The 20,086-nt window shown below is 58.1% G+C and carries 16 protein-coding genes and 1 tRNA gene; 8 read left to right on the forward strand and 9 right to left on the reverse strand.

Annotated elements, in window-relative coordinates:
* Positions 1-246 precede the first annotated feature (246 nt).
* Positions 247-552 (reverse strand): helix-turn-helix domain-containing protein, encoded by a 306-nt coding sequence (locus tag HB860_RS07500; protein ID WP_223943999.1) that lies wholly within the window; start codon positions 550-552, stop codon positions 247-249.
* Positions 553-605: 53 nt separating this feature from the next.
* Here HB860_RS07500 and HB860_RS07505 point away from each other — a divergent pair, with 53 nt between their 5' ends.
* From HB860_RS07505 to HB860_RS07515, 3 genes are read left to right on the forward strand one after another with little or no spacing between them, the layout of a single operon-like run.
* Positions 606-842, forward strand: a complete 237-nt coding sequence (locus HB860_RS07505) for a hypothetical protein (RefSeq protein WP_053288475.1) — start codon at positions 606-608, stop codon at positions 840-842.
* On the forward strand, positions 835-2,016 hold the full coding sequence (locus HB860_RS22270) for an Arm DNA-binding domain-containing protein (protein WP_053288476.1): 1,182 nt from the start codon (positions 835-837) through the stop codon (positions 2,014-2,016). The genes HB860_RS07505 and HB860_RS22270 overlap by 8 nt, the downstream gene beginning before the upstream one ends.
* A 16-nt stretch (positions 2,017-2,032) precedes the next feature.
* On the forward strand, positions 2,033-2,887 hold the full coding sequence (locus HB860_RS07515; protein WP_160317946.1) for an HDIG domain-containing metalloprotein: 855 nt from the start codon (positions 2,033-2,035) through the stop codon (positions 2,885-2,887).
* Positions 2,888-2,931: 44 nt separating this feature from the next.
* On the opposite strand, the gene HB860_RS07520 is transcribed toward HB860_RS07515, so the two are convergent.
* The 3 genes from HB860_RS07520 to HB860_RS07530 are packed head-to-tail and all read right to left on the reverse strand — an operon-like array spanning position 2,932 to position 9,016.
* Positions 2,932-6,111: a tyrosine-type recombinase/integrase gene (locus HB860_RS07520; RefSeq protein ID WP_053288478.1), complete on the reverse strand. Its 3,180-nt coding sequence runs from the start codon at positions 6,109-6,111 to the stop codon at positions 2,932-2,934.
* The gene (locus HB860_RS07525) at positions 6,081-8,597 is read right to left on the reverse strand and encodes a hypothetical protein (RefSeq protein ID WP_053288479.1); all 2,517 of its coding nucleotides are present in this window, start codon (positions 8,595-8,597) and stop codon (positions 6,081-6,083) included. The genes HB860_RS07520 and HB860_RS07525 overlap by 31 nt, the downstream gene beginning before the upstream one ends.
* Positions 8,597-9,016: a hypothetical protein gene (locus tag HB860_RS07530; RefSeq protein ID WP_053288480.1), complete on the reverse strand. Its 420-nt coding sequence runs from the start codon at positions 9,014-9,016 to the stop codon at positions 8,597-8,599. The genes HB860_RS07525 and HB860_RS07530 overlap by 1 nt, the downstream gene beginning before the upstream one ends.
* A gap of 465 nt (positions 9,017-9,481) precedes the next feature.
* Here HB860_RS07530 and HB860_RS07535 point away from each other — a divergent pair.
* A tRNA-Val gene (locus HB860_RS07535) sits at positions 9,482-9,558 on the forward strand.
* Between the two features lie 104 nt (positions 9,559-9,662).
* Here the strand turns inward: HB860_RS07535 and HB860_RS07540 are convergent.
* Entirely contained in the window at positions 9,663-12,092 is a 2,430-nt protein-coding gene (locus HB860_RS07540; RefSeq protein WP_247626212.1) for a DNA polymerase II, read from the reverse strand.
* Positions 12,093-12,281: 189 nt separating this feature from the next.
* Between HB860_RS07540 and HB860_RS07545 the strand changes: the two genes are divergently transcribed.
* From HB860_RS07545 to HB860_RS07555, 3 genes are all read left to right on the forward strand, one after another.
* Positions 12,282-12,776, forward strand: coding sequence for a prolyl-tRNA synthetase associated domain-containing protein (locus tag HB860_RS07545; RefSeq protein ID WP_247626213.1), 495 nt, complete (start codon positions 12,282-12,284; stop codon positions 12,774-12,776).
* 272 nt (positions 12,777-13,048) lie between these two features.
* Entirely contained in the window at positions 13,049-13,699 is a 651-nt protein-coding gene (locus tag HB860_RS07550) for a hypothetical protein (RefSeq protein WP_247626214.1), read from the forward strand.
* Between the two features lie 43 nt (positions 13,700-13,742).
* On the forward strand, positions 13,743-14,621 hold the full coding sequence (locus HB860_RS07555; RefSeq protein ID WP_247626215.1) for a pirin family protein: 879 nt from the start codon (positions 13,743-13,745) through the stop codon (positions 14,619-14,621).
* A 67-nt stretch (positions 14,622-14,688) separates the two neighbouring features.
* Here the strand turns inward: HB860_RS07555 and HB860_RS07560 are convergent, their stop codons facing one another.
* The 4 genes from HB860_RS07560 to HB860_RS07575 form a co-directional block, all read right to left on the reverse strand.
* Complete coding sequence (locus tag HB860_RS07560) at positions 14,689-15,549, reverse strand: PA4780 family RIO1-like protein kinase (protein WP_202045499.1); 861 nt, start codon at positions 15,547-15,549, stop codon at positions 14,689-14,691.
* A gap of 174 nt (positions 15,550-15,723) precedes the next feature.
* Positions 15,724-16,719, reverse strand: a complete 996-nt coding sequence (locus HB860_RS07565; protein ID WP_247626354.1) for a lauroyl-Kdo(2)-lipid IV(A) myristoyltransferase — start codon at positions 16,717-16,719, stop codon at positions 15,724-15,726.
* Positions 16,720-16,871: 152 nt separating this feature from the next.
* On the reverse strand, positions 16,872-17,861 hold the full coding sequence (gene lpxM / locus HB860_RS07570; protein WP_247626216.1) for a lauroyl-Kdo(2)-lipid IV(A) myristoyltransferase: 990 nt from the start codon (positions 17,859-17,861) through the stop codon (positions 16,872-16,874).
* 225 nt (positions 17,862-18,086) lie between these two features.
* Entirely contained in the window at positions 18,087-19,076 is a 990-nt protein-coding gene (locus HB860_RS07575) for a TDT family transporter (protein WP_202045494.1), read from the reverse strand.
* Between the two features lie 103 nt (positions 19,077-19,179).
* Here HB860_RS07575 and HB860_RS07580 point away from each other — a divergent pair, with 103 nt between their 5' ends.
* Entirely contained in the window at positions 19,180-20,070 is an 891-nt protein-coding gene (locus HB860_RS07580; protein ID WP_247626217.1) for a LysR substrate-binding domain-containing protein, read from the forward strand.
* Positions 20,071-20,086: the final 16 nt, after the last annotated feature.

Raw genomic sequence — 20,086 nt, forward strand, 5'->3', positions numbered from 1 at the left:
ACATGATACCCTTAACACCACAGTGGTTTTCCCAAGTCCACGGAGGACTTGAAAATTCGAACCAGGTCAATTTTTCGCAAGAACAACCACAACAGGGGCAACAGAGACCTTTTCCGCCCATCAACTGGGCACTGTCCAAGCTCATCTTGATCCTTCGCCTAGGATGATTGCGCGCCTTATCCACGTCACGCCATGGATACATTTCCTTTTGCTGCTCATTCTTAGCCATATTGCCCTTAGGTCACATTAAGCAGGATCTTGCGGCTCCGGTACATGAACCATCAACTCCCCCACCGAACAGCCAAAGTAGTTACACAAGGCATCGACTGCGGCAGTGGTGGTGGAGTGACGGTTGGCCGGATTCTGCATTTTTGACAGTGATGTTCTGTTGACGCCGGTTTTCTCTGCGACCTCGATGAGCGTGATCTTGCGTTGCTCCCGAAACTCCTTCTCCGCGATCAGTTCCTTTAGCCGAAATCGGATCATAAAACCCCTAAAGAAATATATTTCAAAAATAACAGCAAATGTTCTTTGACAGAACAGTAAAACCACCCTAAAGTTCCCTCAAAGAACATTACATCCACATGGGAACGATGAGGTGCTCTATGAACAAAACCTTACTTACTGCTGACGAACTTGCCGAACGGATCAAGTTTAGCGCAGCTTACATCAATCATGGACTCAAAAACACGGTGTTCTTGGAGGGGACCCACTACATCCGGCCGTTTGGGGGACGGAAAGTCTTCTACATCTGGGAAGCGATCGAGCAGGAGATGTACAAGCCGAGTAACCGTCAGCTGTCGGTGATCCCGATGGCCAACGGAGGTATATGCCGTGGGTAGCATCCGAAGCCGTGACGGCAAACTCTTTTTCGATTTCCACTATCAGCAGGTGCGCTGTCGTGAGCAAACCATGCTGAAGGACACCAAGCTTAACCGCAGCCGACTAGAAAAAGTCATGGAGGAGATAGAAAGCGCCATCCGTCTAGGACGCTTCGTCTATCGTGACTACTTTCCCAGTAGCAAGCGATGTGCAGAATTCGAGCAACTAGACCAAGCAACACAAGACGTGATCACCCATGCACCTGACGCACCAAGGCTCATCAGCAATATGCCAAGCTTTGCCTCTTTCAGTCGGCAGTGGCTATCAGAAAATGAGGCCTTCTGGAAAACAAGTCATTGTCTCAACATCAACTCGATTTTTGAGCGCTACCTGCTGCCAGCATTCGGCTCTCAGCCCATCGATACTATTACAAGGGCTGACATACTGAATTTTCGCGGGCGGCTCGGCAAAGGTTACACAGCCAGCAAACGCAGCATAACCAATGACCGTATTAATCACATCATGACGCCCTTGCGCTGCGTGTTTAGTGAGGCGGCGATGCGTTGTGACTTCGAGAATCCATTCCAGAACATCCGCCCACTGAAGATCAGCAGAGGATCAATCGAGCCATTTTCCCTGGCCGAGGTGCGTACTTTTCTTGCTGGGGTACGAGCAGATTACGAACCTTACTATACGGTTCGTTTTTTCACCGGTATGCGTACTGCCGAGATAGATGGTCTGCTCTGGCGCTATGTAGACTTCGGCAAACGGCAGATCCTGATCGAGCAGGCATTGGTCAACGGAAAAGTTGAAACGCCGAAAACTCAGTCTTCATATCGAGCTATTCAGATGTCGGAGCCTGTCTATCAGGCATTACGCAAACAGCATGAGGCAACACGCCACTGTGACTATGTCTTTTGCAATGACGCCGGCAACCCGCTGGATCATCGCAATGTCACCAAACGGATCTGGTACCCCACCCTCCTCATACTGGGATTGAGCCGTCGACGGCCCTACCAAACCCGCCACACCACGGCAACGCTCTGGCTGGCCGCAGGGGAAAGCCCCGAGTGGATAGCCCAACAACTCGGGCACAGCACCACCAAGATGCTGTTTGAGGTCTACAGCCGTTTTATACCTAATGCGACACGACAGGACGGCAGCGCCTTCAACTCGCTGATTGCATCAACATGAGCATTGGAGAATGACGATGAAACAACTCTGCTGGCTAACCAGGATAGAACGCAGCGGGCACTTGCCCATCACGGTCTGCGAGCTACTTTACGGCAACGAGCCCATACAGGCCCTTGTGACGGCCGATACCGCATCTAGATATCCCTACGAGAGTGGGCTTGTCGAAATCAGCTATGAGACCAACCAACAAGGGCTCATCATTATTGATGCGCTGGTAGCTGTTCCTGCCATGATCAGCTATGAACTGTATTACAACGCTATCAGCCGACTCAACAAAGGCCGCTTGCCGCTACTGACCCGATTCGTTGGGTTACTGGGTTTTATCACCGATCCTTGCCTGCATCGGTTTGTCTCCTACTGGTCGACACACCCCGAGCAATTTAACGCCTTCATTACCATGCCGGCCAGTTACCAGGATCATCATGCCTTCCCTCACGGTCTGTTGGTCCACAGTCTCGAGGTGGCTGAATTGGCATATAGCAATGCATTGCGCTTGCATCATCCGACCAAGGAGTGTCAGCTGGCACTTGTTGCTGGCTTGTTCCATGACCTGGGCAAGATCTATAGCCAAACAGAAGCTGGGATCCATAGCTACCAAACAGGTGCACACGAATGCTTGAATTTTGCGTTGCTTGCCGCCCCCATGGAGGAATTGGCGCGTGAGGATTGGGATTGTCACCGTATGCTATCAAGCATGTTGGCTCCATATTCCAAGCATCGGAGCGAACAATATGCCATTGAGGGCATATTGAGGAATGCTGACCACAACTCATGCCAATCGGCCCGTTCGCACATGCTGTTTGAGGATAAACCGGCACATTTTCGTTTCATCAAGCATGGGAACCGCATGCTCAGGAGACTCCCGACATGATCCGCCAGCTCCCCGGGGCAGTACTGATTCTTGCAGGCCAGTGATTACAGAGGCTTCAAGGTTGCAGACAGAATGAGCATGAGCTGCATCATCGACAAAAATGCCCGTTGTCTGCGTCCCCGCCCCCCCAGCTTACTATTGAGCAGACGCACTTCCATGACCCCTAAACCATCATGCTTGGGCAAATATGGCCAGTCTTGCTGCTTTCCCTCCTCTATCGGCACACCAGCAAGACCAGCGCATTGTAGCAAGCCATTCCATTGCCCCAAGATATCCGTTTTTTGCATGACATCTGCACCGGGTAACTGAAGCGTCAACTGAATATGACGCGCCTTAAAACCCAGAGCTCTACATAGGGTCAAAAACTGTATGACACGCCTACTACTTGGACTACGGATCAAATACCCCTTTCCGGGGACCAGATACCTCAAGATCTGACAACCATCCTGGATCATCGGCCAAGTCAATGACCCGTCATCCAAACCTGTTTGCAGCTGTCTGAATAAAAAGTTCAGGATCTGTAAGGAGTAGGAATCCCGCTTCACCTTGCTTAGCTGTTGCTCTTCAATCGCTTGGGGAGCTTGCCTCTGTTCACCCTGGCGCCTCTCACGCTCTACCAACCGATGGATCCAAGGCGATAACGCAGGGATAAGGGGGAGACGTTTGCCCTGCCGTGGACAATGCTTCTGCACTATGGCTGCATGATCAAGCAACGCCCTTACCATCGCAGGCGAGACCCCCTCTTGATAGGCAACCTGTTCTGCTGAGCTCACCTGACAAGCCATCAAGATGGCAGCCCAGTCCAAAACCTGTAGCTGCCGGCAACAACTGGAAACCTCAAAACAGTGTTGAAGTGTTTTAACGGACGCTAGGCTGGAATTCGCGAGAACAGGCGGACTCACAGGTGCAACCAGCCGCTCTATTTCTCGGTTTTCATATGTGAGTCGCTCCGCGAGGTTTTCCCCCACGTCCTTTCGGACGACAAGACTACTGCGGCCCAATGTATGGTTCAGCAATTTTTTAGGGGATAACTCTCGAGCCCCCAAAGCAAGATAGCCAGCAATATCCTTCAGATGAAGATAGCTACCTATCGTTGTCGTCGGCTCCTCGTGCCCCAGTAGATGACAAAGCACATACTGCCCCTTTCGGCTATATCCCCGGAACCCTAACCGCCGGTAGAGGTGCTGCAGCGCAGCGTCTGAGAAAAACTCCCCCTGAAACATCCCCAGTTGACGTCTACCGACCTGTAAAAGGTCGCTGTTGAGTCGAAACCATGTCCAATTCGCAAAGCTGTGCCGTAAATGATGCACCCTGAGTGTTCGATCACCTGTGTACTGGTGCATCAAATCTGTAATGAGCCGATAGGCCTGTTCTGTTCTATCGAGTGACTCAAACACTGGCGCAGTAGGGGAATCCCCCCTCGCCCGCAGATATTGAACCCGAGCCCGGAGTTTAGATAGATGGGGCGCTGGCCACAACGCATCTAGAGGAAGCACCCGGTTTGCTGCCGTAGACTTTAGACCCCGTTTTTGATTACGACGAATGTGAAGGTCAATGTAGTCATAGGTATTGTGAGAAGGCTCCATCGCTAGGAAATCAAGATCAGCCAGTTGTAGGAACGCCGCCTCACTACGTCGTAAGCCGCTAAAAAAACACAAGCAAAACAGAAGATGAGCATCCCGAGCGACAAGATCCTGCTGCTCATTCAACCATCCCAGGATGGCCTCAGCATGCGATACAGACATGAGGTTGGCATCTACCTCACCGTGACTGACCGCAATATCCAACTCGGCGACAGGAAGCTCAGGAACCAACTCGGCGTCTCGTAAAAAGGTGGCGAAATAGAGCACAAACCCTTTTCTGGATGGCGACTTCACCTCGTCACTGGTTCGATTGAGTAGCTCCACCCAGTCAACCCCATCGAGTTCACTTAAGCGATAGCCGTTAAAATTCCCCAGAAATGCCGCACCGATGGTGGATACATAATCGACAATGGTCCCAGGTTTGAGTGACCGCTTTACCCGCCCGCCATGCTTAAATAGAGAACGAGCCCACGCAACTAAAAACCAAAGGTAAGGGGCATCACTCGTAGCGTGTTGCTCCAACCAATCGGTAAAGCCATTTACCAGCGAACTGCGACTAATTGCCAACGGAGCATTAGCAGACTTGCCGGGAGGCGGACGAAGCACACTCATTATCCGCTTCAGCTCGCTCAATTGCGCTGTCACTGTACTGTAGCGCTCTTGGTGCAGTCGGCATTTCCAGGCTCGTTTCTCTCGGACTGTCAGAAGATCTTGGTTGACTGACTCTATAACGCCACCACTGGGCACACACCTGTCCGTAACTAGCCGAACAAAGGTTTCCGGGTTGAGCAGTTGGCTTGGCAGATATCCTGTGTAGAGCCCGTAGGCAATAGGGCTATAGCGAAGCGTATAGTCGATCTTACGAAGTAAACGCAGTTTAGATACACCGATGGCGTCATGGCGCCAATCAGACAGTCCCGATAGATAAAGGTTGACGTAGAAGATTGCGGGCCTGGCACCCGATACCGCCCCCCTAGGCTGAGCGCGTAGCCATTGCATCCAGAGAAGAGCCGCAGGATCAGGAAGAACATAGCGACACAGCTGCCCCTTGTACTCAAACTCAAGATAAACCAGCCCTTCGGCGTAGAGCAATGGGGGAGCAGCAGCCAGAACGTGTATTGCCTGCTCCAAGGTCTCGACTCTGGCAAGGAAAAAGAGATAAAGCAGCAATCTGCCACGGAGATGGTCATTTGAGGGAAGCGAGCTAGGCCGATTCACTTCTCTCTGCAAGATGTCACATAATTTGGCGGCAGCATTTCCCAGAAGCAGGGTGTCAGGTCGTAAGATAGGCTTATCACGACGGATCCGGATGATCGCAGGGACCTTTGCCGATGTGAAACCACACATCTTTTGCCCATGCACCAAAATAGCATCGAGGATCTGCAGCTCAAGCGTTTGGACCTCTGGATCCGTTCTGAACTTAGCCACTACGCGTTTTAAAAAACCAGGCTCAAAATGAGTTGTCGATTGATTGAACTGTATCGTCTTGAACAAGCTCTTTAGGACATAGCTAAATTCTTCTGTTACCCGTTCTGCAAGTGGCGACTTATCCAGTTGTTGCGCAATAAGAAAGCATAACTCATCACGCTGTTCACTCTCATACAGATCCGTCAGGAAATCGACGATGGTATGGCTTGCCATCCGACCTCCGATAACATCTCATCCAAAATAGGAGCCAGATAACGGCTGGCCTCTACATGACTTAATGCCGAGTAGTATCCCAAAGGTGTCTGCCCGGTCATCCAATGCCCCATCTGCCAATCGATCAACTCTGGCTCCACCTGCCGCTTGATCAACTGGCTCTTCATCCAATGGCGACCCGCATTAGAAGGCAGCCTCAGTTCCTCAGGAAGAAAGCTCGTCAGCGCTTTGGGAAATAGATTCACCGCATGCCATTGTCGATTGACCTGCTTGAAATGAAATAAGGGCCCCAGTTCACGCCGAGAGTTGCGAACAGACTGATACCACACAGAGGAGTCAGAAAGCCCTAACGCCAATAACACCTCATCCGCCTTGAGTAGCTGGTCAATAGTGTTAGCTAAGGCCGGCTCGATGCAACGCAGTAGCTCGGCAAGTGCGGCTAGGTGGGCAGCATAGAAGCACAGTTGTTTTTCCAACAATTCCGGCATGCAGACCAAACGGGCATGAGTAAAGTCGCTGTCGTCCTTGTCACTGATCCCTAACAAACGATACGCCTGTAAATGCAACGACAAGGATGGCAGCGGGTTATATACAGCCCGATAGCCAGTCGAAAACATCAACAAATATGTTGTATAGGCCACATATGCATTGTGATAACGGATGATGTCCTCAAGCGGAAACGTCAAGAACGGCTGAGACTGATCCACCCATCCAAGAAGATGCCGAACCAATGCTCTACATGTGTCCTGGGAGGGAGTAAATGTTGATCCAACCACCATTGGCTCATGCCAATACCGCACCTCAAAGAGAGTTGGACAATCAATTGTCGGATCTGCTGCCCGTATGTATTGAGAGATCTCCAGCCATAACCTGTGCAGCGTTCCAACTCGCTGCTCATCCTCGAGACAGGCATAACTCCTAGATACACGAGTGCGACTCAGCGCAAGCTGATAGCTGAAGTCGAGCACAACCGGGTCGACCGTGCCCATAGCGAAACAAAAGCGGTCTAAGAAGGAAGAAATTTTATCGAGGCTGATCCTGCTTCCACGTTGCAGATGATCAGAATATTTCTTTAAACGCTTTGCCAGCAGTTCGGCTGTCAAGGTATCCGGCAATAAGGGGGCAAGCCCCCCATTGTAGTGCCCAGACAGCAACGAGATGAAGAATCGTGGACAGGCAGTGAACACATGATCAGCTGTGACTATCAGACCACGCCTTTGATCATCTAGCCCGCGTTTTGCGGAATAGGAAACAGGGAAGCTCCACCAACCATTTCCTTCTGGATCCAGGTAGAGACCAGATGTCACATCATGCAAATCATCAAATACATACAGTTGAGCCAACTCCCCAAGGGGTTTACCCAACAGCAACATGGCCCAAAATGCTAACGTGGTGGCATGCTGGCTACTCTGTAGAAATCGGATGAAACGTGCCAGGTCACCAGCTTTAAGCAGCTCTGTATTTTGCAGACAGACATTCTGCCCTCGACGCACTTTATTGGTGACATCGATATTTTTCTTCCGATTCAGCGCCCGGTCAAACACCCTCTCAATATCTGGGATCTCCTTTGTATCCCGCTCTTCAGTAAACTGACCTTCGACTTCTATAAATGTCTGCAGCGGAAAAAAATCATCCGTCTCAACACCCTCTGGATCCAGCACGTCTAGCAGACTCGGCAGCAGTTCTTGCAAAGCGCCGTCACATCCTTGAACAACGGACTTCTGAGTACGATTGAAACGTCTGGCTATCATTTTGTTATAGCGATGGATCCGGTTACCCCTTCGACCTCCCCCCCAGTCACCAAGAAAAAAATGCACCAGACTTCGCATATAATTGCTGTTTTTTTGTTCAATTTTATTGTTTTCATCTTTGCAGTAACTTTCTATCCGCAACGCAAGCCTCTTGATACACGAGAGATCATCCAAGGTTAAATGTGCCACTAATCCTTGAAAATCTTGGTTCCTAGCATCAAAAACCAAACGGCCAGCGGCACAAACCTGCTGCTCTCGTGTTTGGCTGTTTGTGCTGAATGCGGGATCGGTCAGTTCAACCAATGTCTTATAGTAATGCTCAATGAAAATGAGCTGCACGGACCTAGCTTTGGTGTCTTTACTGTATTGAGCAAGACGAAATAACCAAGCATAGAAGGGGGCGAATTCACACCAACCACTACCCATTTTATGATCCATAAAGAGCGGAACTTGCTTGGGATCCGCGAGCGAGATCTGAAAACCCAAACCGGGTAAAAACCAAGAAGGCAATTCAAAGACTCGCTCGAGCCAAATTCTTGCGGTGGTGTCCTGTGAAAAATCATTCAACGCCCGTAGTACACGACCCAGCCCACGCATATTGGCAGGAGTCTGTATCCTTTCCAGCCAAGGGAGCAGTACTTCTTCGATTTCAAACTCCTCAAGTTCAAAACCGTTCTGACTAGCGTACCGGCTAAAATGCTGGACCAAGTCTGATAACAGCTCCCAGCCTGACATCACTTATCACCCTGCCTGGTCGGGATAAATGTTTTGCTACTGATCTCTAACCATCCGCACAGATCGGCCTTAGTACGCAATTGCGGAAACAGTTGCTGCCACTTATCCGATCCAAACAGGCTGGACTCAGCTCTGCAGTCAAACCAGGCGTGGAGATAATCTGCAATTGTCGCGGTGGAGTGAGTAAAGCATTCCCGCAGCAGAGACCTACTGAGTTCATGCAGCAGAAGCAATTCACGCAAATCCGGTTTGGGTGCTTTATCCAACAAAAATATCTGCACCGCTGCTATTGGTTTACTGGTTGCTTGTTGCTGTAGCAGCCGGTGATACGTGAAAATGCCGGCGACCACAGCAACCTTTTCACTCCCTTTTGGACGGTATCCCATAATTGGACTCTGTATGCTATCGAGAACAGCCATGCCATGATCCTCTGCAGTGCAGGGTAAAGACCGCCCCCTTAACGCCGCGACAATAGCTCCACGAGCGAGCACCTTCTCGCATACACGATCCAGTATTAATGTTGATAACGGTACTAACTCGAACTGCCCTCTCTCCCGCAATCGCTCGCAGTACTGTGCAAACTCAGAACGCCCCATATGAAGCTCTCCTCAGCCGAGGTGGTGGTCACTTTGGAAACATCGTATTTGTGCCTATCTTGTGCCAATATTGTTCATGAATCCAATAAAAAGGCCACATAAACTCGCATAGCCCGAGCCGAAGCCCGAGCTCATCCTATTGATTTATTGGGTTTTATATTGATTTACTATGATTTTGATGTTATTGGTACACTTAGGTGAATCGTCTTGACATGGTAGGGGTCGTTGGTTCGAATCCAATTAAACCCACCACTCCCCTGCAAAAGAAAAAGCCGCATTGCGCACCCTGCGTCCTTAGCTCAGCTGGTTAGAGCATCACCTTGACATGGTGGGGGTCGGTGGTTCGAATCCACTAGGACGCACCAAATCGGAAAAGCCCGCTCCTTGAGCGGGCTTTTTTCATTCTGACGTTGCCTCCCCTCCCCGGTCATCCTGATCCGGATCAGCCCCGGCTGCGGGGGCTGGCTCGCTAGAAGAGATCCAGCTGCTGGCCGCAGATCCGATCGAACGACTCGCCGATGAAGGGGAGGATGGCGTCGGCGATGGGCCTGAGCTGCTTGTCGATGTAGTGCTCGTAGTCGATGGCACTGCGCCTGTACTCCAGCGGCTCTGGGCCGTTCAGGGTCATCAGATAGGCGATGGTGCCCCTGTGCTGATAGCGCTGGGGCAAGCCGCGGCGCAGGTTCTCCTCGTCCGCCAGGCGCGCCGCCCGCACGTGGGGGGGCACGTTCTTCTGGTACTCCTCAAGTTTTTGGCGCAGCCGCTTGCGGTAGATGAGCAGATCGTCGTGCAAGCCGGCCCGGGTCTCGTCCACCATGGTGCGCAGATAGCCGCTGGGATCTTCATCGTGAAACACCAGCTCATAGAGGCGGGTCTGAAACTGCTTGGCCAACATGGTCCAGTCGGTGCGTACCGATTCGAGCCCCTTGAACACCAGCTGTTCACTCCCCTCCTGCCCCTCGCCGCCGACCAGGCCGGCATAGCGCTTCTTGCTCCCCTTCTCCAGCCCGCGGATGGTGGGCATCAGGAAGCGGCGGTAGTGGGTCTCGTATTCGATCTCGAGATAACAGGGCAGATCGAACTCGCGCCTGATCAGCGCCGTCCAGTTGTCGTTGATCATGGTGGCCAGCTCGCGGCCTGTCTGTTCGGCCTGCTGCGGGCTGGTCTCCCTGTTCAGGTGAACGAAGGTGGAGTCGGTGTCGCCATAGATCACCTCGAACCCCTTGGCCTCTATCCACTCCCGGGTCTGCTGCATGATGCTGTGACCGCGCAGGGTGATGGATGACGCCAGCCTGGGATCGTAGAAGCGGCAGCCCCCCGAGCCCAGCACCCCGTAGAAGGAGTTCATGATGATCTTGATGGCCTGGGAGAGCGCCTTGTTGCTGGCCGCCTTGGCTCTATCCCGCGCCGCCCACAGGGTGGCGATGAGATCCGGCAGGAAGTGCCGGCTGCGGGAGAAGAGGGCGCCGCGAAAGCCGGGAATGGCCTGTTCGGGGTGCTGCAACCCCTCCACCAGTCCCATGGGATCGATGCAGAAGGTACGGATGATGCTGGGGTACAGGCTCTTGAAGTCGAGCACCAGCACGTGGCGATAGAGGCCGGGCTTGGAGTCCATCACATAGCCACCCGGGCTCGCCAGCCCGCCATCGGCAGGCAGATTGGGGGCCACGTAGCCGCCGCGATGCAGCCGCGGCAGGTAGAGGTTGGTAAAGGCCGCCACAGATCCCCCCACCCTGTCGAGTTCCAGCCCGGTGAGGGAGGCCCGCTCTATGGCGAAGGGGATGAGGTGGCAGTAGTCGAAGATCTCCCACACCAGCTTGCAATCTTCCAGGTTGTAGCGGGCCAGCGCCTCCTTGTCGGAGTGGAACAGCTCGGTGATCTTCTCCCCCCGGTTTGCCACGTCCTCGATGTCCTTGCCGCGCCCGAGCAACTCGCTCGCCACCGCATCCAGGCTGTAGCTGGCAAACTGCCAGGTGGCGCTCTTGAGGGTGTCGATGCCATCGAGCACCATGCGCCCCGGGATGATGACGTTGCCGGTCTGGGGATCCCCCCGCGACGAGCGCCAGAAGCAGAGCTCGCGCCCTCGCCCCAGCCGCAGACGGCGCTTGCCCAGCTCGGCGCGGCGCAGCAGCAGGCGAAAGTCGAAGTTCACCACATTCCAGCCGATCACCAGATCCGGGTCGTGCCGTTGGAACCAGATCTCCAGCGCGCCGAGCAGGGCGTTCTCGTCCGCCACCCACTCGACCCGGGTACCCCAGCTGTCGGCATCCGCCTCCGGGGTGCCTATCATGATGACCCGCGCATCCTGCTCGCTGTAAAGACCAACCGAGAAGAGGGCCCCGTCCATGGCGCACTCCACGTCGAGGGATACCCAGGAGAGGGTCGGCGTCACCGCCTGGGGGGCGCAACGTGCCTCGTTCACCTCCCAGTAGCCCTGCCTGCCCCCCTTCTTCACCGCCCGGCCATCGAAGCGCACCCCGGCGGTGATGAAGCGCTCCATCAGGAAGCGCTCCGGCAGCCGGATATCCGCCTCGAAGTGCTCCAGCCCGCGAATGAGCAGCAGCTCGATGGCCCGGTGAAAGGCGCTCAGGGTGGCAAAATAGCAGCCCACCACGGGGCGGCCATCGAAGGTGTGCATGGGCAGGCGGCGAAACCGTCCCCTCACCCCGGCGCCCTTGAATAACTCGGCGGCTTCGGCCATGTGGCTCTGTGGCAGGAAGAAGACCGGCTCCTGCCCCGGCACCACCAGCCGCACCGGCCCCTGGGCGCTCCAGAGCCACATCACGATTTCGGTCGTGGCAGCCTGCCCGTTGCGGCCCTGCACGTCCCGACCGTGGCGGGTCAGGATAAAGCCGTCGAGGGGCGGGGTGGCGGGAACGGGGGGCTGGGTCGCAGTCATGAAGAATAGGGGGTCGGCCTTGGGATGGGACTATTGTACGTTCATACAGTGCCTGCTCGCAATCGTCACGCCAGGCTGCGGGGCGGGAGTCAAACTGGTAAGCTCGATCCCGTCGTCATCCCCATCAACCCTTTTATTACCGCGCTTCTTATTACCGCGCGTCGCCGACGAAAGACGAAAGGAGTCACTGTGGCAATCTATTCCCTGCTGGATCGGCTCGCCATCCCCTACCAGCGTATCGATCATCCCCCCGTTTTCACCTGCGAGGAGGCGAGCAGGTTGCTGCCCGACCTGCCCGCCGCCAAGACCAAGAACCTCTTTTTGCGCGATCCGAAAAGCGAGCGGCTGTTTCTGGTGGTGAGTCCGGAGGAGAGCCGGGTCGACCTCAAGGCGCTGGCGGCACGGCTCGGGGTCAAGCGGCTGAGCTTTGGCTCCCCCGAGCGGCTCGAGGCAGTGCTCGGCCTCACCCCGGGTTCGGTCACCCTGCTCGCCATGGTGTGCGATAGCGAACATGCCGTGGAGCTGGTGGTGGACGAGCGTATCTGGCAGGCCGAGCAGGTGCAGTGCCACCCGCTGGTCAATACCGCCACCCTGATCATCCGGCTCGACGATGTGCGCCGTCTGCTGACCCATCTGGGCCGAGAGGCCTGCGTCATGGCATTGCCGAGCGTGGCAGCCGATTAGATGGCCGGCACCTCCCTCAAGATGCCGCACCAACCAGAGCCGACCCCTTTCGAATGCCGCCTGGCGCCGTCATCTGGTCGAGTGTGCCGAGGCGGGATAGTCGCTCTATCCGGCTCCTGGGCGCTCCAGAGCCACATCGCGATGTCGGTCGTGGCGGCGTGTCCGTTGCGGCCCGGCGCCTGATGGGGGTCGAGTCTGCCATCTGGGGCCGGATTGGTGCATAGTCAGGTTATCATCCGTCCATTGCGTCCTTTCATGGCACCGGGAGCATCATGCGCATCACCCTCCTCATTCCCCTGCTGGCCCTGGGCCTTGCAGGCTGCAGTAACACCTCCTCGTCAGGGGGCGATGCGGGGGCCGGCACTGGTGGCGTCTATGGCGCCTCTTACTGGTGGTATGACGACTATTACGGCTATTGGGATGACTACTACCCCTGGTGCTGCGACAACCAGGGGGAGTTCGACGAGCTGATCAAGAAGTGGTGGAGCGGGCTCGATCCGGAGCGCCAGCAAGAGATCAAGGAGAAGTATCAGGATTGGCAGGAGAACCCTGGCCAGCCAGACGTGGCCGCCCTGCGAGGGGATCTGGCGACCCGCTGGAATGCCATGACGCCGGAGCAGCAACAGGCGCTGCGTGACAACCGGCAGAACCGACCCAGCATCAGCAACCCGGACAAGGGCCCGCGCTCGGTGCTGGACGACAGAGGCGGCACTCTCCCCAGGGCCGAGAACGGCCTGCTGGCCCCCGGGGCGCTGCCCAAGGCCGACAGCGGTTTGCTGACACCCACCACTCAGCCCAGGGTGGATGCCAGACCCCACCTCCCCCGCACCATGACCACGCCGGTGCGTCCCCCCACCGTCAGACCGGCGATAAGACCCGGCTTCACCCCCATGAGAAGCTTCCCGGCGATCCGCCGCCGTTAGGGCGAAAGCCCGTACGCCATCAACCCATTGCAAGGAGCACGACATGACGCAACAGTGGCAACGCATTTCCTCCCGCCTCACCGACGTGGGCGGGATCCCGGTGGCCCGCGCCCTCCCGGTCAAGGAGCGGCGCACCATAGGGCCCTGGTGCTTTCTCGATCACATAGGGCCGACCCGCTTCGCCCCCGGCGCCCCCGGGCTGGACGTGGGGCCCCATCCCCATATCGCCCTGCAGACCTTCACCTGGATGCTGGAAGGGGAAATCCTCCACCGGGACAGTCTCGGCAGCGAGCAGGTGATCCGCCCGGGCCAGGTCAACCTGATGACGGCAGGACGGGGCATAGCCCACACCGAGGAGTCCCTGGCGGGCCACCCCGACTTGCACGCCGCCCAGCTCTGGATTGCACTGCCCGAGCACGATCAGGACACCCGGCCGCGCTTTGATCACTACCCTGAACTGCCGCGCTGGCAGGAGGGCGAGACCACCCTGACCCTGCTCATCGGCGACCATGCCGGGCGCCGGGCCCCCACCCTGCACTTCTCCCCTATCCTCGGGCTGGACTTGCACTCGATCCAAAGCGGGCACATGGTGCTGCCGCTGGACCCGGCCTTCGAGCACGGGCTCTTCCCCTTGCAGGGAGAGGCGACCATAGCAGGGGAAGCACTCGCCCCCGAGCAGCTCCTCTATCTGCCGCCTGGCACCCGGGAGCTGGCGGTGACACTAAGTCCTGGTACTCGCCTGCTGCTCATCGGCGGCGAGCCCCTGGCCAAGCCGCTGCAGATCTGGTGGAACTTCGTGAGCTTCAGCCCAGAGGCCATTCGCACCGCCGCCGCGGATTGGGAGAGCGGTCATCCCCGCTTCGGCGAGGTCAAGGGCTACCCCGGCCCCCGCCTCAAGGCCCCGCCCCTGACGGGGCGCTGAGGCGGTGCCGCCCCCATGAAAAAGAGCGCCTGGGCGCTCTTTTTCATTGACGGGATCCGGGCTCTCGTCAGAACTCTTCTTCCTGCTCGGCCTTCAGCCTGGCGCGACGGGCCATGGCCTCTTCCTGGGCACTCTCGATCTCGTGCAGCACCCCGTCCAGATCGATGGCCTCGGCACTCTCCTCGAACAGGCCGGTCAGCTCGGTTTCCGGGCCGAGCTTGCCATCTTCGAACAGGGCCCACATCTCCCTGGCATAACGGGTCTTGAGCAGCTCGGGGGCATAGATGCCGTAGTAGTTGCGCATGTTGTTGACGTCCCGCTCCAGCATGGCCCTGGCCTGGTTGTTGGCGGCGGCATTCACCACCTGGGGCAGGTCGATGATGACGGGGCCCTGCTCGTCCACCAGCACGTTGAACTCGGAGAGATCCCCGTGGATGAGGCCGGCGCAGAGCATGCGCACCACGTAGCGGATCACCTTGCCGTGATCGATGAGGGCCTGCTCGGGCGAGAGCGCCACGTCGTTGAGGCGGGGCGCCACGTTGCCGTCGGCATCGGTGATGAGCTCCATCAGGAGCACGCCGTCCAGGCAGACATAGGGGGTGGGCACCCGCACTCCGGCGGCGGCCAGCTTGAACAGGGCATCCACCTCGGTGTTCTGCCACACCTCTTCGTGCTGCTTGCGACCGTACTTGGAGCCCTTCTCCATGGCGCGGGCATCGCGGCTGCCCCGCACCTTGCGCCCTTCCTGATAGACCACGGCCTGCTTGAAGCTGCGTTTGGAGGCTTCCTTATAGACTTTGGCGCAGCGGATCTCGTCGCCGCAGCGCACCACATAGACGTCGGCTTCTTTGCCGCTCATCAGCCGGCTGATGACATCGTCGACCAGGCCGTCATCAACCAGAGGTTGGATTCGATTTGGAATTTTCATGACCGCCCTTTTACCTTATTTGCACCTTGTTTGCACCTTGTTTGCGCGTGGCGGGAAGCCAGACAGTGCCCCGCTTTGCTCCCCCACCTGCCCCTTGCCGGGGGTGGCCTGGTGTGCCCCGCGCCAGCCGCCTCTCCCTGGCTGTCACAACGGCCCGCAAGCAGGCCCTGTCCATCAAGGCTCGGGGGGCAGCCCCTGGCGGATGCGCCGGATCCCCTCCTCGTAGAGGCCATCCTCCCCTTCGTTATCCGCCTGGGTCTCGAAAATCTTGAGAAACCACATGTACTGCTCGGGGAAGCGGCCGAGCTGCTGCTCCACGGTGCGGTTCATGGCGTTGACGTCCGCCTCCAGATCCGCGGTGGGATAAGGGTCGAACGGCGGCTCCACCTCGAGCCGGTAGCAGCCCAGATCCTCGTCATAGCAGGCCAGGATGGGCACCGCCCGGGCGCCGGTCAGCTTGACCAGCTTGGGCAGGGCCGGCAGGGTCGCCTTGGGGTGGCCGAAGAAGGGCACGAAGATGCTCGCCTCCCGGCCGTGATCCTGATCCGGCAGATAGAAGAAGCTGTCGCCGCTGCGCAGGGCCTTGATGGCCGGCTTGATGCCGACGCTGCGCTCATAGACACGCCCGCCCTTGCTGCGCTCGCGGTTGATGTACCAGTCGAACACCGCATCCTTGGGGCTCTTCATCATGGTGCACAGGGGCACCCCCTCATCGGTCAGGTAGCGGCCTATCATGTCCACCGCCCAGGTGTGGGGCACCACGAAGATCATGGGGCGCCCGGCGGCCAGCTCGGCTTCGATATGCTCCCAGCCACGCACCTTGATGCGCCCTTTCAGGAAGGCGGGACTGCGCCAGGTGAGCTCGCCAAAGCCCATGAAGGTCTTGAGGCCGACCCGGATGGATTTGAGCAACAGCCGCTCGCGCCCGGCCGCGTCAAGGGCGGGGAAGCAGATCTTGAGGTTGGTCTCGGCGATGTAGGCCTGCTTCCTGGAGAAGCGCAGCAACAGGGGGGCCAGGGCATCGGCCAGCTTGTCTCTGTAGCTGGCCGGGATCCAGGCCAGCAGGGAGAGCAGGGCAAGCGCCAGCCAGCTGCCCCACAGACGGGGGTGCAGCAGACGCAGATGAAAGGAGGTGTCAAACACCGGATCTTGTGCGGACATGGTCGCCATCGAATCATCAAAACAGACCGTCATTTTAGTGATCCTGACAATTTTTTCTACCCGGTATCCCCCAAGCGGGGTTTCCAAGTCACTGATCCGACTAGTTAGAAATAAAAAGTGGCCCACATGGGGCCACGTATGAATGCGCATCAAGCTGCGGTTCAGGAATGGGGGCTGAGTCCCTTGCGGATGCGACGTATCCCCTCTTCGTAGAGGCCGTCTTCCCCCTCCTGATCCTCGCGGGTATCGAAGATCTTGAGGAACCACATGTACTGGCCCGGGTGGCGGGTCAGCTGCCGCTCCACGCAATCGTTCATGCGGCAGGTGTCGGCCACCAGATCCTCGCTCGGGTAGTCGGCGAAGGGGGCCTCTATCTCCAGCCGGTAGCAGTGCGCCGCCTCGTCATAGCAGGCCAGCACCGGCACGGCGCGGGCACCGGTCAGCTTGACCAGCCGTGGCAGGGCCGGCAGGGTCGCCTTGGGATGCTTGAAGAAGGGCACGAACAGGCTGGCCTCGCGACCATGATCCTGATCCGGCAGGTAGAAGAAGCTCAGGCCGGACTTCACCGCCTTGATCACCGGCTTGATGCCGGCGCTGCGCTCATAGACGCGGCAGCCATTCTTGGCCCGCTCGCGGTTGATGTGCCAGTCGAACAAAGGGTTGCGGGCGCTCTTCATCATGGTGCACATGGGCAGGCCCCGCTGGGAGAAGTAGTAGCCCGCCGCATCGATGGGCCAGCTGTGGGGCACCACCAGGATCACCGGACGGCCGGCGGCTTGCTCGGCCTCGATGTGCTCCCATCCGCTCACCTGGATGCGCTTCATCAGGTACTCGGGGCTGCGCACCGTGAACTCGCCAAACCCCAGCAGGCTCTTGAGGCCGACCCGGATCGAGGTCATCAGTATGGCGTCCCGCTCTGCCTCGCTCAGCGCCTTGAAGCAGATGGCGAGGTTGGTTCTGGCGATATAGACCTGCTTTTTCGAGATCTTGAGCACCAGGGGCGCCAGGGCGTCCGCCAGCTTGTCGCGCCAACGGGGCGGCACATAGGCGAGCACGCCGAGCACGGCGAGGGCAAGCCAGCTAACCCAGTAACGCGGGTGCAGCAAACGGGTCTGGAACGCGGAGTCAAACACGGGATCTTGGGAGGACATGGGTACTATCAAAAGGTAGAAGTGGGCAATTGCGGCAATCCTGACAGGTATTACCAGTTAAAGCTAACTTAATGTCACCTGAATCAGTGACAATTTGAGCCTTTTCACGGATTGACAGCGCCCCCTGACACCCGGGCTGTGCCCCCTGCTCACCCCTTGTGCCGATCCCGCATGCAGCAGACCCCGCCAGGCGGGGTCTGCTCTTGTTCGAGGCGGGTTGCGATCTTAGCGGCGCAGGGGCTGCTGGGGCTGCTCCCGCATGCCGATCTGGCCCAGCGGCAGGAAGAACATCAGGTAGCGCAGCGCCACATAGCCGACGATCAGGGTCGCCGCACCGAGTTCCAGATAGGCCAGCTGATTGATCTGCGCCGCATAGTGGGCCGCCTCTGGCCACTGCGACAGCAGCTGACCCACCTTGAACAGGGCGGTGGCCCCGATCACCAGGGGGAAGGTGAAGGCGGCATAACCCGGCGAGAACGGCAGGCGCAGCAGCTTGATGAAGGCCAGGTAGATGATGCCTGTCATCAGCACGGCTATCCCCAGCAGCACGGCCACCAGCAGCAGGGAGGGATCCTGGCTCACGGTCAGGTAGCCGGCCAGCGACAGGCTGGCAGGGGCCGCCAGGATGGCGATGGTGGGCTTGGCGGCATCCGGCACCTCGTGGCTGAAGATGAGGCGATAGAGCATCAGCGGCAGCATCAGGCCGTAGCAGGCCATGCCGAACCAGAGCAGGCCATTGGCCAGGGCCGCGAAGGGGCCGCCCGGATAGGCGACGTCGGCCACTATGATCCCCACCGGCGGCACGAACCAGCTCGGCACCATGTGGTGAATCTCAAACGCCTTGGCCCTGTGCCAGACGAAGGTGGCGAGGAACACCAGGTGAATGGCCACCGCAAACAGCCAGAGCCCCTGCCCAAGGGTCGGGGCCAGCAGCCCCACCGCCTTGGAGACCACCATGGTCCCCATGGCATAGGTGGGCACCACGCTGCCCACCACGGGGTGGGCGAGATCCTGCCACAGCAGACGCGGGTGCAGCAGGAACTTGAAGGTGAGAACGAGGAGCAGCACGGCGGCGATGGCGGCCCCCAGCAGTTGCAGGCGGCCATCGAACTGACCGGCATTTTCCCAACACCAGCCGAGGCTGGCGATCCCGAGAGCCAGCCCGGCCATGGGGGTCGGGGCGGCGGCAAGGGAGCGACGGGTGCGTGCGATCATGAGTGGTACCCTCTTGTTGATGACGATGTGTATAGGATAAAGAGGGTCTATCGTTTACGATATCTAAATGAATTGAACTAAGCGTTTAGGAAAATCAAACGACATGAAGCTGACCCTGCAACAACTCAAGGTGTTCGCCACCATAGCCCGCCACGGCAACCTGGGGGGCGCGGCCAGCGAGCTCTGCCTCAGCAAGGGGGCCGTCTCCCAGTCGTTGCAGGAGCTGGAGCGCCAGCTCGCCACCCCGCTGTTCGATAGGGTGCATCCGAGACTCCAGCTCAACAGCGAGGGGCGGCTGCTGCAACCGGCCGCCGAGGAGCTGCTGACCCGGATGCAGGAGATAGAGCAGCTGTTTTGTCCGGACGCCGAGCCGAGCGGCCAGCTGCGCCTGGGGGCCAGCCAGACCATAGGCAACTACCTGTTGCCCGCCCTGCTGGCGGGGGGCGCCCAGGCGCTGGGATCCGCTCCCAGGGTGACCATCGCCAACACCCACCTGCTGTGTCACTCCCTCGCCCACTTCGAGCTGGATCTGGCCCTCATCGAGGGGGAGAACCATCACCCGGATCTGGTGAGCGAGCCCTGGCTCGAAGACGAGATGCTGATCGTCGCCCCCCCCCACCACCCCCTGGCGGGGCAGCTGGAGCTGCCTCTTCGTCTGCTCGCAGGCGAAACCTGGGTGCTGCGCGAGCCCCAGTCAGGGAGCCGCGAGCAGTTCGAGCAGCAGATCCAGCCCCACCTGCCGCGCTGGCAGGCGGGGCTCGAGCTCAACACCCTGGAGGCGGTGATGCTGGCGGTGGAGAAGGGGCTCGGCCTCTCCTTCATCTCCCGCCTCGCGGTCTCCGATCGGCTGCACAGCGGCCGCCTGGTGGCGCTCACCCCGAGCCAGAGCTTCCCCCGCCAGCTCTCCCTCGTCTGGCACAAGCAGAAGTTCCACTCCGCGGCCCTGCGCCGCTTCCTCGCCTTCTGCCGCGCCCAGACCCTGCCCGCCCCCTGAGCGCTGATCAGGGTCA

Origin of the sequence: Aeromonas genomosp. paramedia, assembly GCF_023093515.1 — a bacterium.
Lineage (GTDB): Bacteria > Pseudomonadota > Gammaproteobacteria > Enterobacterales > Aeromonadaceae > Aeromonas.

Excerpts from the sequence above, each read along its gene's own strand:
- HB860_RS07530 (WP_053288480.1), bottom strand. The coding sequence starts at position 9,016 with ATGGCTGTTCTCGATAGCATACAGAGTCCAATTATGGGATACCGTCCA.
- HB860_RS07505 (WP_053288475.1), top strand. The coding sequence starts at position 606 with ATGAACAAAACCTTACTTACTGCTGACGAACTTGCCGAACGGATCAAG.
- HB860_RS07580 (WP_247626217.1), top strand. The coding sequence starts at position 19,180 with ATGAAGCTGACCCTGCAACAACTCAAGGTGTTCGCCACCATAGCCCGC.
- HB860_RS07525 (WP_053288479.1), bottom strand. The coding sequence starts at position 8,597 with ATGTCAGGCTGGGAGCTGTTATCAGACTTGGTCCAGCATTTTAGCCGG.
- HB860_RS07520 (WP_053288478.1), bottom strand. The coding sequence starts at position 6,111 with ATGGCAAGCCATACCATCGTCGATTTCCTGACGGATCTGTATGAGAGT.
- lpxM (WP_247626216.1), bottom strand. The coding sequence starts at position 17,861 with ATGTCCTCCCAAGATCCCGTGTTTGACTCCGCGTTCCAGACCCGTTTG.
- HB860_RS07550 (WP_247626214.1), top strand. The coding sequence starts at position 13,049 with ATGCGCATCACCCTCCTCATTCCCCTGCTGGCCCTGGGCCTTGCAGGC.
- HB860_RS07565 (WP_247626354.1), bottom strand. The coding sequence starts at position 16,719 with ATGGCGACCATGTCCGCACAAGATCCGGTGTTTGACACCTCCTTTCAT.
- HB860_RS07515 (WP_160317946.1), top strand. The coding sequence starts at position 2,033 with ATGAAACAACTCTGCTGGCTAACCAGGATAGAACGCAGCGGGCACTTG.
- HB860_RS07555 (WP_247626215.1), top strand. The coding sequence starts at position 13,743 with ATGACGCAACAGTGGCAACGCATTTCCTCCCGCCTCACCGACGTGGGC.
- HB860_RS07575 (WP_202045494.1), bottom strand. The coding sequence starts at position 19,076 with ATGATCGCACGCACCCGTCGCTCCCTTGCCGCCGCCCCGACCCCCATG.
- HB860_RS07540 (WP_247626212.1), bottom strand. The coding sequence starts at position 12,092 with ATGACTGCGACCCAGCCCCCCGTTCCCGCCACCCCGCCCCTCGACGGC.
- HB860_RS07560 (WP_202045499.1), bottom strand. The coding sequence starts at position 15,549 with ATGAAAATTCCAAATCGAATCCAACCTCTGGTTGATGACGGCCTGGTC.